12 protein-coding genes are annotated in these 13,123 nt (G+C 34.5%); 7 read left to right on the forward strand and 5 right to left on the reverse strand.

Annotated elements, in window-relative coordinates:
* Positions 1-14 precede the first annotated feature (14 nt).
* The 6 genes from glmS (at position 15) to B5X62_RS03495 (ending at position 7,993) form a co-directional block, all read left to right on the forward strand.
* A complete protein-coding gene (glmS, locus tag B5X62_RS03470) occupies positions 15-1,868 on the forward strand; it encodes a glutamine--fructose-6-phosphate transaminase (isomerizing) (RefSeq protein ID WP_079666007.1) in 1,854 nt (617 codons plus the stop codon).
* 103 nt (positions 1,869-1,971) lie between these two features.
* Positions 1,972-3,399: a T9SS ring complex lipoprotein PorK/GldK gene (gene porK, locus B5X62_RS03475; protein ID WP_079666008.1), complete on the forward strand. Its 1,428-nt coding sequence runs from the start codon at positions 1,972-1,974 to the stop codon at positions 3,397-3,399.
* A gap of 45 nt (positions 3,400-3,444) precedes the next feature.
* A complete protein-coding gene (porL, locus tag B5X62_RS03480; protein WP_079666009.1) occupies positions 3,445-4,125 on the forward strand; it encodes a type IX secretion system motor protein PorL/GldL in 681 nt (226 codons plus the stop codon).
* Between the two features lie 42 nt (positions 4,126-4,167).
* Complete coding sequence (gene porM / locus B5X62_RS03485; protein ID WP_079666010.1) at positions 4,168-5,742, forward strand: type IX secretion system motor protein PorM/GldM; 1,575 nt, start codon at positions 4,168-4,170, stop codon at positions 5,740-5,742.
* 55 nt (positions 5,743-5,797) lie between these two features.
* Positions 5,798-6,907 (forward strand): type IX secretion system ring subunit PorN/GldN, encoded by a 1,110-nt coding sequence (porN, locus tag B5X62_RS03490; protein ID WP_079666360.1) that lies wholly within the window; start codon positions 5,798-5,800, stop codon positions 6,905-6,907.
* A gap of 57 nt (positions 6,908-6,964) precedes the next feature.
* Entirely contained in the window at positions 6,965-7,993 is a 1,029-nt protein-coding gene (locus B5X62_RS03495; RefSeq protein ID WP_245797145.1) for an NAD(P)/FAD-dependent oxidoreductase, read from the forward strand.
* Positions 7,994-8,019: 26 nt separating this feature from the next.
* Here B5X62_RS03495 and B5X62_RS03500 read toward each other — a convergent pair whose 3' ends face one another.
* Positions 8,020-8,619 (reverse strand): LURP-one-related/scramblase family protein, encoded by a 600-nt coding sequence (locus B5X62_RS03500; protein WP_079666012.1) that lies wholly within the window; start codon positions 8,617-8,619, stop codon positions 8,020-8,022.
* Between the two features lie 115 nt (positions 8,620-8,734).
* On the opposite strand from B5X62_RS03500, the gene B5X62_RS03505 reads away from it, so the two are divergent.
* A complete protein-coding gene (locus B5X62_RS03505; protein ID WP_079666013.1) occupies positions 8,735-9,304 on the forward strand; it encodes a hypothetical protein in 570 nt (189 codons plus the stop codon).
* A 38-nt stretch (positions 9,305-9,342) separates the two neighbouring features.
* Here B5X62_RS03505 and B5X62_RS03510 read toward each other — a convergent pair whose 3' ends face one another.
* The 4 genes from B5X62_RS03510 to porX all read right to left on the reverse strand — a co-directional run bounded on the left by B5X62_RS03510 (position 9,343) and on the right by porX (position 13,045).
* Positions 9,343-9,975 (reverse strand): trimeric intracellular cation channel family protein, encoded by a 633-nt coding sequence (locus B5X62_RS03510; RefSeq protein WP_079666014.1) that lies wholly within the window; start codon positions 9,973-9,975, stop codon positions 9,343-9,345.
* Between the two features lie 9 nt (positions 9,976-9,984).
* Positions 9,985-10,746 carry an exodeoxyribonuclease III gene (locus B5X62_RS03515; protein ID WP_079666015.1) on the reverse strand — a complete coding sequence of 254 codons (762 nt, stop codon included), beginning with the start codon at positions 10,744-10,746 and terminating at the stop codon, positions 9,985-9,987.
* A 126-nt stretch (positions 10,747-10,872) separates the two neighbouring features.
* The gene (locus tag B5X62_RS03520) at positions 10,873-11,286 is read right to left on the reverse strand and encodes a hypothetical protein (RefSeq protein WP_144038285.1); all 414 of its coding nucleotides are present in this window, start codon (positions 11,284-11,286) and stop codon (positions 10,873-10,875) included.
* A 214-nt stretch (positions 11,287-11,500) separates the two neighbouring features.
* Entirely contained in the window at positions 11,501-13,045 is a 1,545-nt protein-coding gene (gene porX, locus B5X62_RS03525; protein WP_079666017.1) for a T9SS response regulator signal transducer PorX, read from the reverse strand.
* Between the last annotated feature and the right edge of the window lie 78 nt (positions 13,046-13,123).

A 13,123-nucleotide genomic window follows, 5' to 3' on the forward strand; every position in this document is an offset into this window, starting at 1 on the left:
AAAAAACATAAATTATGTGCGGAATTGTTGGATATACAGGTTTTAGAGATGCTTACGATATCGTAATAAGTGGCTTAAGACGTCTAGAATATAGAGGTTATGATAGCGCAGGTATTGTAATTGATAATAAAAATAACAAACTAGAAGTTAAAAAAACGAAGGGTAAAGTTGATGACTTAGCAGAGATTTCTGAAGGACTTCAAGGTGTTGCACATGTGGGGATGGGACATACTCGTTGGGCAACTCACGGTGTTCCAAGTGATAGAAACTCACATCCGCATTTATCAAATAATGGTAAAATTGCATTAATTCATAACGGTATTATTGAAAATTATGATACTATTAAAACAATGCTTATTGAAAATGGTTTCGAATTTCATTCAGAAACTGATACAGAAGTTTTAGTAAACTTAATTCAATATTTTACAGATAAAAGCCCAGAGTTAGGATTTGCAGGTGCTGTTAGAGCTTCTCTTAATGAGGTTTATGGAGCTTATGCAATTACTGTAATGCACGAAGATTTCCCTGGAGAACTTATTGTAGCACGTTTAGGGTCTCCTTTAGCTATTGGTCTTGGGGATAAAGAATTCTTTATTGCTTCTGATGCTTCTCCTTTTGTTGAATTTACAAAAGAGGCTGTTTATTTAGAAGAAGGTCACATGGCTACTATTTCGTTAGAAAATGGAGTTAATATTTTCACGATTAAAGACAACGAAAAAGTTGAGCCGGCTATACAAGAACTAAGATTGAATCTTGAGCAAATCGAAAAAGGAGGTTACGAGCATTTCATGCTAAAAGAAATTTTTGAGCAGCCTAAATCTATCCTTGATACCATGAGAGGACGCCTTCTTGTAAATGAAGGAATCATCAAAATGGCAGGTATTTGGGATCATCTTGAGCGTATCAACAAAGCTGAAAGAATTGTAATTATTGCTTGTGGTACTTCTTGGCATGCTGGTCTTATTGGAGAATATCTGATTGAAGAATTTGCAAGAATCCCTGTTGAAGTAGAATATGCTTCAGAATTTAGATATAGAAATCCGATTATTGGACCTAAAGATGTTGTTATTGCTATTTCTCAATCTGGAGAAACAGCTGATACAATGGCTGCTATCAAACTTGCTAAAGAGAAAGGTGCTTTCGTATATGGTATTTGTAACGTTGTTGACTCATCAATAGCGAGAGTTACAGACGCGGGATCTTATACCCACGCAGGACCAGAAATTGGTGTTGCTTCCACAAAAGCATTTACTGCACAATTAACAATTTTATCATTAATAGCTCTTAAATTAGGAAAACATAATGGTAATCTTGGTAATGCAGAATTTATGAGTTTAATTGCAGAATTAGACGCAATTCCAACTAAAGTAGAAGAGGTTTTACAATCTTCACATGAAGTTGCTAAAAACATTGCTAAACAATATGTTGATGCAACTAACTTCCTATATTTAGGTAGAGGATATAACTTCCCTTCAGCATTAGAAGGCGCTCTTAAGCTAAAAGAAATTTCATACATCCATGCAGAAGGTTATCCAGCTGCGGAAATGAAACACGGACCAATCGCGCTTATTGATGAGAATATGCCAATCGTTATTATTGCTCCTAAACAAGGACATTATGACAAAATTGTAAGTAACGTCCAAGAGATTAAAGCTAGAAAAGGACAAGTTATTGCAGTGGTTAATAAAGGTGATGTACAGGTGGCGTCGATGGCTGATCATGTGATAGAAATGCCAGAAACTTCTGAATGTTTTTCTCCGATTGTAGCTGCGATTCCATTACAATTATTGTCTTACTACATCGCAGTTTATAGAGGCGCAAATGTCGATCAACCTAGAAATCTTGCAAAATCTGTAACAGTTGAATAAAAAATTGTTATTAAAACAATATTACTAATAAAAATACGTTAAGGAAAAGTAATAGTAGTTTTAAAAAAAATTATATATTTACCGCTTAATTTCTGAATAGAGAATGAAAAGGATATTTCTTATATTATTATCTTCTGCAGCTGTTGTTTCTTGTTCTAAAGGAGGGGGCAAGTCTGCAGGAAGACCAGGTGCTAAAACAAAAGGGGAGTTAATCCCTGCAAAGTCGGCAAAAACATTTACAGCTGAAAGACCATTCGGGATGGTTCCTGTACCAGGAGGCTCCTATGTGATGGGTATGACAGATGTAGATTTTACAAACATGCCTGAGAAAGCCAATCCTAAAACAGTGACTGTATCTTCATTCTTTATGGACGAAACAGAAGTTACTAATGGCGAGTATAGAGAATTTATTAACTATGTTAGAGATTCAATCGCAAGAACTCTTTTAGCTGAGGCTGCTGGTACTGGTGGTTCCGAGAGTTCTACAGGAGCGAGTATTTCCGACTATGCATATGCATCTCAAAAAGGTGGCGATAATGTTACACCTTATCAATCTTATCTTGAATCTCAAGGTGGAAGAGATGGTTATAGCGAGGCTAAAAAGTTGGACTGGAGAGTTCCGTTACATTGGAATACTTCAGCTTATCCAGATGAGCAATACGCAGAAGTTCTAGAGTCAATGTATATTGCTCCAGATAAGCGTATCAATAACGAGAGATTATTAGATGCTAACAAGTTGCAATATGCTTATCAATGGGAAGATGTTGCTTCGGCTGTTAGAGATAAAAACAGAGATGCGTCTTATCTTAAGAAAGAAAGCATCAAAGTATATCCAGACACAACAGTTTGGGTGAGAGATTTCAACTATGCTTATAATGAGCCTCTATTTGATCAATATTTTTGGCATCAAGCTTACAAAAATTATCCTGTAGTTGGGGTAACTTGGGATCAAGCGCGTGCTTTTTGTAATTATAAAACTAAAAGAAAGTCTGACTTTAATAATAGTTTAAAAAAGAAAAAGCAAAAACCTATGAACTTCCGTCTACCAACAGAAGCTGAATGGGAATTCGCTGCTAGAGGTGGCGTGGAGAATGCAACTTATCCTTGGGGTGGACCTAACTTACAAGATGATAGAGGATGTTATTTAGCTAACTTCAAACCGAAGAGAGGTAACTATATTGAGGATGAGAAAAAAGGAGACTACGTATATACAGCTCCTGTTAAAAAATTCCCAAGAAATGGTTACGGTCTTTACGATATGGCTGGTAACGTATCGGAGTGGACGGAGTCTCCATTCAGCAACTCAACTTATCAATTCTCTTCAACGCTTAACCCTAATATGTCAAATCAAGCATACAGAGAGATTAAGAAAACTGTACGCGGTGGATCTTGGAAAGATGCAGGTTATCTATTGATGACGGGTTATAGAGACTGGGAAAGAAAAGATTCTGCTAGAAGCTACATTGGATTTAGAACTGTGCAAGATATTGCGGCAGGATCTGCTAAATTCAAAAAGAAGTCTACAAAATAAAATATCATAAACTAACTATTACTAACTAAAATTTTTAAAAAACACATGTTTAAAACTAAAGATGCCAGAATGAATTTCTTCTATTCAATTGGCGCAGCAATCGTAATCTTAGGGGCATTATTCAAAATGACACACTGGAGCTTAGGCCCAATTTCTGGTAATGTTGCCTTAGCGGCAGGTCTTATTATGGAAGCGATTGTATTTATCGTGTTCGCATTTGATCCACCAAAATCAGAAGAGTCTTACCATTGGGAAAATGTGTACCCTGAGCTTTTAGACGAATCTGCTGAAAGAAAACCAAGAAAAGTAGTTAATCAAATTGCTGAGAACAAAGAATTAGAACTTTCTTTATCTAGTAAATTAGACAAAATGCTTGCTGATGCTAAATTAGATGTAAGCATGTTCGAAAGATTGAGAGGTGGAATCGAAAAGTTCGGTGCTTCTGTAGATCAAATCAACCAAACTGTTGATGTTGGTGCTTCTACACATAAGTATAATGAGCAAATGAATCTTGCTGCTAGTCACCTAGAAAGTATGAATGCGCTTTACGCACTACAATTAGAGCACGGTAAAAAGCAGTCAGAATTCAGCAAAAAATATGTTGAAGATATTCAAAAATCTGCTGAGCAATCTGAAAAATTCAACGAAGAATTACAAGGTTTAACATCTAATTTATCTAGTCTTAATAGAGTATACGGCGGAATGCTATCTGCTATGAAGTCTTAATTTCCAGTTCATTTATTTATTAATTATTAAAATTTTTTAAAAATGGCACAAGGAAAACAGACGCCTCGTCAGAAGATGATTAACCTGATGTACTTGGTTTTCATCGCGATGCTTGCGATGCAAATTGACCAAGAAATCATCAGATCATATAAAGACACCAACCAGTCTCTTACTGATACAAGAAATATGGTTGAAGAAAAGAATGATAAAATCTTCGAAAAAACTTTACAAGCGAAAGCTGCTGCTTCACCAGAAGTATATGGTCCTTTACAGGAGCAATATAAAGGTCTAGAAGCTAAAACTGATGATCTTGTTAGTTTTATCGATGGATTAAAAGGTAAAATGAGCACTGCTGCTGAGTATGATCCAAATTTACCATCAGAAGAAAGTTTCACTGCATTAAATAATACCGAGCCTGCTACAAAATTATTCTTTAATGATGGAGATGAAAAGAATCCATCAAAAACAGCTGCTGAGCTAAAGACAAAAATGGATGATTTAAGAAATTATATCACCACAACTTTTGCTTCTAATCAACAATTTGCAGATATTGCAAAGAGAGCTCAGAAGACTTTAGTTCCGGATTTCGTTAAAGGAGATAAGAGAGCTGCTGGAGGAAAAAGTTGGGTACAATATAAGTTTTATAACCAGCCACTTATCGCTGCTTTATCTAACTTAGAAGTTATCCAATCAGAAGCTAGAAATCTACAGTCAGATGCTATCTCTTCAATGTTACAAGAGAAAGTTGATGCAGATATTAAGTTTGATGCTTACGAAGCTTTAGTACAAGGTCCAAAACAAGTATTGCAAGGGTCTCCACAAGAGGTTAAAGTTGCAATTGGTACAAGAGCAAGCGCAATCCCAGGTCTACAAATTACAGGTGTTAGCCGTATAGAAAATGGTCAAGGTATTGCAACACTTAATGCTGGTGCCGTTGGTCCTCAAGCTTTAAGAGGTGAAATTAAATTTACTGATAAAAACGGAAAAGTTCATTCTTTACCATATGAGCATACTTACGATGTAATCGCAGGTGTACAAGAACTTAAAGCTCAAAAAGGTGCTTTACTTTCTGCTGATAAGATGAATGTATTATATAGAGGTCTTCCTAACCCAGTTTCTGGATCAATCTTAGGAGCTTCTGGTAATATTTCACTTTCTGCATCTGGAGCATCAGTTGGTGGAGGTAACGGTAAGTGGACTGTTACACCTTCTGCAGGTAACGAAGTTACTTTGACAATTTCTGGTAAAGATCCAAAAGGCGCTACAATTTCTCAACCTTTCAAATTTAGAGTTAAGAATGTACCACCACCAGTTGGACAGATTAGAGGTAGAAATGTTGTGGCTATGCCAGCAAGTTCTATTGCTAACCAATCAGTAACGGTTGCTATGCCAGACTTTGACTTCCCAGTAAGTTTCTCTGTTAATAGCTTCATGTTCAAAGTTCCTGGTAAAGCTGCAATGAGAGTTAACGGAAGTTCTCTTAACGCTGTTGAAGGTTTAACAAAAGGTTTAAGATCAGGTGATATCGCAATTGTTTTCGATATCCAAGCTACTGCAACTGGATTAGGAGGACAGGTTCTTCAAAACATTCCAGGTATTGCAATAAATGTTCAATAATAACGTTATTTTTAAATAGTATTTGATTGGTTTTTAATCAATATTAATGATTTATATGAAAAAGATAGTTTTAAATTTTCTACTATTATCCTCAGGATTTGCATTTGCGCAAACCAGTGTACTTAATGCAACTTCTCCAGAAACGTTTCGCGAAGAGCGCGAAGCAAGAAAAGATAGTGTAGCTGCACCTATTAAGTATGGTTTTGTTGAGGATAAAGATGTGCTTAAAGGTATGGTTGTATGGGAAATCATTGATATGAATGATAAAATCAACCAACCATTCTATCATAACAACGATGGTCTTGTTTCTCAGAATTTGTCTTTGTACCAAATTCTTATTGATGCCGTTAACAGTGGTAAAATTTCACAAGTCTATACAGATGAGAACTTTACAACTAAATTAACACCAGAAGGTATCGCAGCATCGACTTCAGCTATTAATGTTGATAACTATTTTGTTCAGTTGATGAACGAAGGTAAGATTGATGATAAAGCTGTTACTAAATCGTTGAAAGGTTACAAGTCTGTCATGAATGAAGACGACAAAGGAATCAACGCACTAAAAGGTTATTATGGTGCTAGATTGCAAGACGTTTACAAAGATGACAAAGACAATGTAATTGTTAAATTGGACGGAAGTCACTTTAAAGTTACAAATAACGATATCATTGCTAACGTTGACCAGATTAAAACAAGTACAGAAAATGTAAAATTGTTAAAGATTATGGGACAATGGTATATTGATAAGCGTGATACACAACTTAAATACAGATTGTTAGGTATTTGTGCTATGGGTCCAGATCCAAATGGCGCAAAAGCACAAGCATCAATCGCAAGTTCTCAGATCGAAAACGGTGTTACGCCAGAAGCAGCAGCACCAGATTCGATTGATCTTTTTTGGATTTTCTACCCAGATGCTAGAAAAGTATTGACAAGCAATTATATCTTTAATGCTAAAAATACTAGCTCTGACATTACGTTTGATGATGTATTAAATGCGAGAAGATTTTCTTCAATCATTTATAAGTCAGATAATGGACAAGGTAGAGGTGGTAGCGGTATTATCGATGATTATGTGCCAGAAGATGCTGACGGACAATTGGATGAGAGTGACAGAATCAAAGCTCAAATTCTTCAAATGGAGAACGACCTTTGGAATTATTAAGAATATTATTTCTAATTATACAAAACCTGAGTATCTTTATACTCAGGTTTTTTTATTATGAAGTTAGACTATATTATCGTTGGAGGAGGCTATGCGGGCGTAATGTTTGCGCACCAACTTATTAAAAATAATAAATCTTTTATTTTAATTTCTGATGGCGTTAGGTCAGCATCGGAGATTTCTGCAGGTGTTTGCAATCCAGTTGTTTTAAAACGTTTTACGGGCGTTTGGAACGCTAAGAATGAAATAGAAACTGTCCGAAATAACTTTTCTGAGATGGGACCTTATCTTGGTCAAAATTTTATTAATTCTGAAAATCTTGTACGTATTTTCCATGATGATATAGAACGTGACCTTTGGCTTAAAAAATCAGAAAATGAAGACCTAAAGGATTTTTTGGACACAGATTTTATTAAGCTCAAATCTGTTAAAAATGATTATCTATCTGGTAGAGTTCATTATTCTTTAAGAGTTGACGTTAAAGCTTTTTTTCGTAGTTTTTATTCCTATTTAGAAGAACATAAATTATGGTTAAAAGAAGCTTTTGATTTTTCTGAATTAAATTTAGGAACCAATACCTATAAAGATTTTAGTTTTGATAAAATTGTTTTTTGCGAAGGTGTTAATGTTAACAACAATCCTTATTTTTCTAATCTTCCTGTTAAAGGCAATCGTGGACATTCGATTTTAATTTCTTCTGATGCAGAAGTCGATCCTTATATTATTAAAAAGAAATTTTTTTTGTTTAAAACAAGTCAGAAGCAGTTTTTTGTTGGTGGAACTTATGAATGGGATCAAACAGTTCTCGAGATTATTCCAGAATCTGTTAATAAGTTAACTTCTGGACTAGAAGAGATTTTCGATAAAGAATATAAAATCGATGAAGTCAATGTCGCTTTTCGAGCTGTTGTCCATGATAGAAGACCGATTCTTGGTTGTCATGAAGAGCATGAGAATATGTATGTCCTAAACGGAATGGGTGCTCGAGGTGTTATGAATTCTTGTTTCTTTTCAAAACAATTATTTGAACATATTGAATATAAGAAGGAGATTTTTCCTGAAGTTGATATTAAACGATTTCAATAAAAAAAGCGACTTAAGTCGCTTTTGTGTTATCCTCTTGCTCTTTCTAGCAAGACCATCATCATCAAACTAAGTGCACAAAGCGATTCTTGATCGTCTGGTATATCAACCAATCTATCGAGTACAAATCGACGTCCTAACAAAGAAGGGGTTTTCTTTAGTCTAAAAATAATTTGACCATTTTGATCTTTAACGATATAAGCTGGGTTAAGGAAATAGCCTGTAAACATCCCAATTAAAGGCAACTCTCCAACAAAAGAATCCCACATTTTAACCCAAGGATTTTCTTCTGTTATAGTGAAAAGATTTTCGCCACGATTATCCAAAATATTATATGTTGCACGCCAAAAAGAACGCAATCCTTTTCTTGCAACTTTTCCAATTTCAGTGTTGGTAGTAGGGTCAGTTATTGCGTAAGAAGCATTAAAATCTATCCATTTATTAGCTTTAATGGTGTACAAAACTTGATTTTTTGCATCGCTATCAAAAACTTGTACGTCGTCTTTTAGTTTAAAAATTTTTGAACGAACATAAGCCTGCATTTGCCCATTTTTGTCAGTAATCGTGAAATCGCTCGCAAGTGTTGTTACTTTGAACTTAAACTCAAGAGGATACTGTAAATTTTTCATTTGTTTTATTTTTGCGGATTAAATATAGATTATTTTTTGGGAATTTATTTTTATTCAACGTTACAATTCTGTAATTTCTTTTACATTGTTTATCTTTGCATCGTAAAAATTTAGAATGAATAAGTATATTAAATTTGTAATTGCAGCCATATTTATTGGCTTTGGTATATTTTTAATGTTTAACAGAAATATCGGATGGGGAATTGTAATGGTGATTTTAGCAGCTATTCCGATTCTTTTGTTTTATAAAAACGAATATATCTTGCTGGCATTTTGGCAACTTAGAAAGCAAAATTTTGAAAAAGCGAATCAGTTTTTATCAAATATTAAAAATTTTGAAAGTCAACTTCACAAGAGTCAATATGGTTATTACCATTATTTAATTGGGCTTACAACAGCGCAAGAAAATAACCCAGCAAAGACAGAAGGGCTTATGAAGAAAGCTTTGGATTATGGACTAAATATGAAGCACGATCGTGCAATGGCGACGCTTAATCTTGCTGCTGGTGCCATGGCGAAAGGTAGAAGACAAGAAGCGACAAAACTTTTGGAAGAAGCGAAAAATCTTGATTCGGCTGGGATGATGACAGACCAAATCAAAATGTTAAAAGAACAACTGAAGATGCCATCGATGCAAAAACATATGCACAATCCACATATGAGACAAAGAGGTAAATTTCATTAAAAATATAAGCTCCGAGATTTTTCGGAGCTTTTTTTATTTTACATTTCAGAATTGTTGGGCGTGTCGTAGAATTTTGGCATTTGCCAATGATATTTGACCGCGAGAGATCGAATAGCAACAATTAATAAAATTGTGAAAACTTGTACAAAAGTGTAGGTGAATGTTGCATATTTTACTAATAATAAAAATACGGCACTACCAATGATACAAGCGGTTGCGTAGATTTCTTTTCTAAAAATTAATGGAATTCTGTTTAATAAAATATCTCTTATAATTCCACCAAAACAACCTGTTATCGTCCCAAGAATTATACAAATAAGTGGATGAAGTTCGGCTGTTAAACCTTTTTGTACACCGATTATAGTGAAAAGTCCTAGTCCAAAACTATCAAAAATAAACAATGTGACTTGGAAGTTTTTTTCTAAAGATTTAAAAATCATTGAGACGACGCTGGTAATCAAAATAATGCTACACATACGTAGATCGTGCATCCAAAAAACAGGAACATCCAAAAGCAAATCTCTAACCGTACCACCACCTACAGAAGTGATGAATGCGATAATGATAACGCCAAATGGATCTAAACGTTTCTGCATTGCTGCGAAACTTCCCGACATAGCGAAGGCAATTGTCCCAAGGACTTCTATCATGAAATTAAACTGTTCGTGCATAAAAAACGCTTATTTCAATTCAACAACAACGGGACAATGATCAGAATGCTTTACTTCTGGTAAAATTAAAGCGCGCGAAAGTCGATCTTCCAAAGTTTTTGAAACCATATTATAATCGATTCTCCAGCCTTTGTTACGCTCGCGCGACGCCGCACGATAACTCCACCAAGAATATTGATCTGGTTGATCATTAAAGTGTCTGAAACTGTCAATTAATCCACATTCGTCCATGAATTTAGTCATCCACTCGCGTTCCATTGGTAAGAAACCGGAAACATTTGCAAGTCGCACAGGATCGTGAATATCGATAGCTTCGTGACAAATATTATAATCTCCCGAAATAATAAGATTTGGGATTGTCTTTTTTAATTCTTTAATATAATTTAAAAAATCATAACAAAACTGCATTTTAAACTCTAATCGATCGATATTAGAAGCCGATGGTACATAGACTGAAATCACCGAAAAATCGTCAAAATCAGCTCGGATAATACGTCCCTCGTTGTCAAAACTTTCGATGCCACAACCATACACAACATGGTTTGGTTTTATTTTGGAAGCGATACCAACACCGCTGTAACCTTTTCTAATTGCCGAATGCCAATAACTGTGATAACCGGCTTTTTCAAAACTTTCGATGTCAATTTGGTCGTTACCCGCTTTGCTTTCTTGAATACAGATGATATCGGGATTAGCCAAAGTCAACCATCCGAGAAAGTCTTTTGTAAAAGCAGCACGAATGCCGTTAACATTATAAGAAATAATTTTCATTCTTGTTTTTCTAATGGGCAAAGGTCGGAAATATGTTTGGCTTTTGAAGAATGCCTTTAAAATTTAAATCTATTTTAAAACTAATTCCCAGTAATTCTCACAATTTTAATTAACTACCAAATGTATTTACTGCTTTTTGAAGGTCCAAGTTCCAGTTTTATCACCTTTTTTCCAAGTACCAGAATTTTGATTAAGATTTCCATAAAGATGAAATCCTGAGTTAACCGAAAGAACACTTAACAAGCCACCATCATCCAACACCGAACCTACAATTATTTCGTCTGCAGTACCATAATTTCCGTAAATGGTGCCATCTTTACTAACTTTAAAAGTCACGTTCCCACTTTCTGCACCTGTGTATGTGCCAACCCAATTACCCATGTATCTTGAGGTGTAATTATTTTGCTGATGATTATTTCCTATGTTATCTATTAAATTATCAACAACGGTTTCGCAGGACATCAGACTGAAAAGTATTGATAGAGAAGCAACCATTAAGATGCTATTTTTACTTCCTATTTTTAGTAATTGTTTTGTCATAATTTATTTTCTATTTGTATTTTTTTAAACTAAATCCTAAATGTTTTTAACTGACTTTTTGATTTTTCAAAAATAAATTAAATATCAATCTGTTTGTAATATATTTTTAGAAGCTAGAATTTGTTTCCTTTTAAATGAATTAAAAATAAAAAGGCGGAAAAAATCTTTGATTTTTTCCGCCAGTAACCCAAATTTAAATAAACTATGAAAAAAACTATTTGGGTTCCAAAATACTAAATGGGATAATCATTTCTTCTAACGAGATCCCGCCATGTTGGTAAGTCTCCTTGTAATAATTAACGAAATGATTGTAATTTTTAGGATAAGCCAAGAAAATATTGTTCTTAGCAAAAATATATTTCGAACTCAGATTTCCTTTTGGTAGAAATATTTTTTCTGGATTGTTAATTGCCCAAACATCGCTGTCATCGTAGGTTAAGCTACGCCCAGTTTTGTAACGGATGTTAGTCGAGGTTTCTCTATCGCCAACAACTTTGCTCGGTTTTTTAACATAGACAGTTCCGTGGTCAGTTGTAATAACCAACTTAAATCCATTTTCTGCCGCAGTTTTAATAATTTTTAAAAGCGATGAATTTTCAAACCAATTGTAAGTCAACGATCTGAAAGTTTTGTCATCTCTAATTAATTGATCAACAATATTGTTGTCTGTTTTCGCGTGAGAAAGGATGTCAATAAAGTTGTAGACAATCACCAAAAGATCATTATTTTTATGTTGGTTAAAATCGTCTAGAATTTTTCTTTCAAAATCGGCGTTAAGGATTTTAAGATACTTCATCGATTTTCCTGACAAGCCAAGACGCTTCATTTGATCTTCCAAAAACTCTCTTTCGTGTTCGTTTTTGTTACCTTCTTCGTTGTCATTAAACCATTTGTCTGGGAAGCGTTTTTCGATCTCAGATGGCATTAATCCAGCAAAAAACGAATTTCTCGCATATTGCGTTGCCGTCGGAAGAATACTGAAATAATAATCTTCGGAAGTCTTGTTGTAGAACCTTGCGAAAAGAGGCTCAATAACTTTCCATTGGTCGTAACGAAGGTTGTCAACCATTAATAATAGAACTTTATCATCAGCCAATTCTGGTTTCACTTTTTCTTTGAAAAGCGTGTGGCTCATGCTTGGCTTATCTTGGTCATGTAACCAATCTTCGTAATTTTTTTCAATGAATTTTGAAAACTGAATATTTGCTTCTTCTTTCTGAGATTGTAAAAGATCCGCAAACTCGCTGTCGAATACTTTATCGAACTTAATTTCCCAATTAAGGATTTTCTTATAGTATTCTGCCCAATCTTGGAAGGTTCTTAGGTAAGACAATTCCATACTCAAGTTACGGAACTCTTGCTGATACTCTGTAATTGTTCTTTGTTCTACAAGATTCTCACTTTGTAGATTCTTTTTTAATGATAATAAAATTTGGTTCGGATTAACTGGTTTCAAGATATAATCGGCGATTTGCGAACCAATAGCTTGTTCCATAATATGCTCCTCCTCACTCTTGGTCACCATCACGATTTTAAGGCTTGTATCCTTTTCTTTAATCATTGGGATAGCCTCAAGTCCAGAAATACCTGGCATGTTTTCGTCTAATAATGTCAGCTGAAATTTTTCTTTTTCAATAAGTTCTAGCGCTTCATTAACATTGTTAACTGGTGTGACTTTGTAGCCTTTGTTTTCCAAAAACACGATATGTGGTTTTAGTAAATCAACTTCATCATCTATCCATAAAATTTTTTCTGACATATTTTTAGTGTATAATTTGTATTCGAACTGTATCAAAAGTACGACCAAATTATCTTAAGTTTAAATTAAAAAGCCTCT

It is taken from the genome of Soonwooa buanensis (assembly GCF_900167905.1).
GTDB lineage: Bacteria > Bacteroidota > Bacteroidia > Flavobacteriales > Weeksellaceae > Soonwooa > Soonwooa buanensis.

What these genes read in the sequence shown, in the direction of transcription:
- glmS (WP_079666007.1), top strand. Translation starts at nt 15, where the DNA reads ATGTGCGGAATTGTTGGATATACAGGTTTTAGAGATGCTTACGATATC.
- porK (WP_079666008.1), top strand. Translation starts at nt 1,972, where the DNA reads ATGAAAAGGATATTTCTTATATTATTATCTTCTGCAGCTGTTGTTTCT.
- porL (WP_079666009.1), top strand. Translation starts at nt 3,445, where the DNA reads ATGTTTAAAACTAAAGATGCCAGAATGAATTTCTTCTATTCAATTGGC.
- porM (WP_079666010.1), top strand. Translation starts at nt 4,168, where the DNA reads ATGGCACAAGGAAAACAGACGCCTCGTCAGAAGATGATTAACCTGATG.
- porN (WP_079666360.1), top strand. Translation starts at nt 5,798, where the DNA reads ATGAAAAAGATAGTTTTAAATTTTCTACTATTATCCTCAGGATTTGCA.
- B5X62_RS03495 (WP_245797145.1), top strand. Translation starts at nt 6,965, where the DNA reads ATGAAGTTAGACTATATTATCGTTGGAGGAGGCTATGCGGGCGTAATG.
- B5X62_RS03500 (WP_079666012.1), bottom strand. Translation starts at nt 8,619, where the DNA reads ATGAAAAATTTACAGTATCCTCTTGAGTTTAAGTTCAAAGTAACAACA.
- B5X62_RS03505 (WP_079666013.1), top strand. Translation starts at nt 8,735, where the DNA reads ATGAATAAGTATATTAAATTTGTAATTGCAGCCATATTTATTGGCTTT.
- B5X62_RS03510 (WP_079666014.1), bottom strand. Translation starts at nt 9,975, where the DNA reads ATGCACGAACAGTTTAATTTCATGATAGAAGTCCTTGGGACAATTGCC.
- B5X62_RS03515 (WP_079666015.1), bottom strand. Translation starts at nt 10,746, where the DNA reads ATGAAAATTATTTCTTATAATGTTAACGGCATTCGTGCTGCTTTTACA.
- B5X62_RS03520 (WP_144038285.1), bottom strand. Translation starts at nt 11,286, where the DNA reads ATGACAAAACAATTACTAAAAATAGGAAGTAAAAATAGCATCTTAATG.
- porX (WP_079666017.1), bottom strand. Translation starts at nt 13,045, where the DNA reads ATGTCAGAAAAAATTTTATGGATAGATGATGAAGTTGATTTACTAAAA.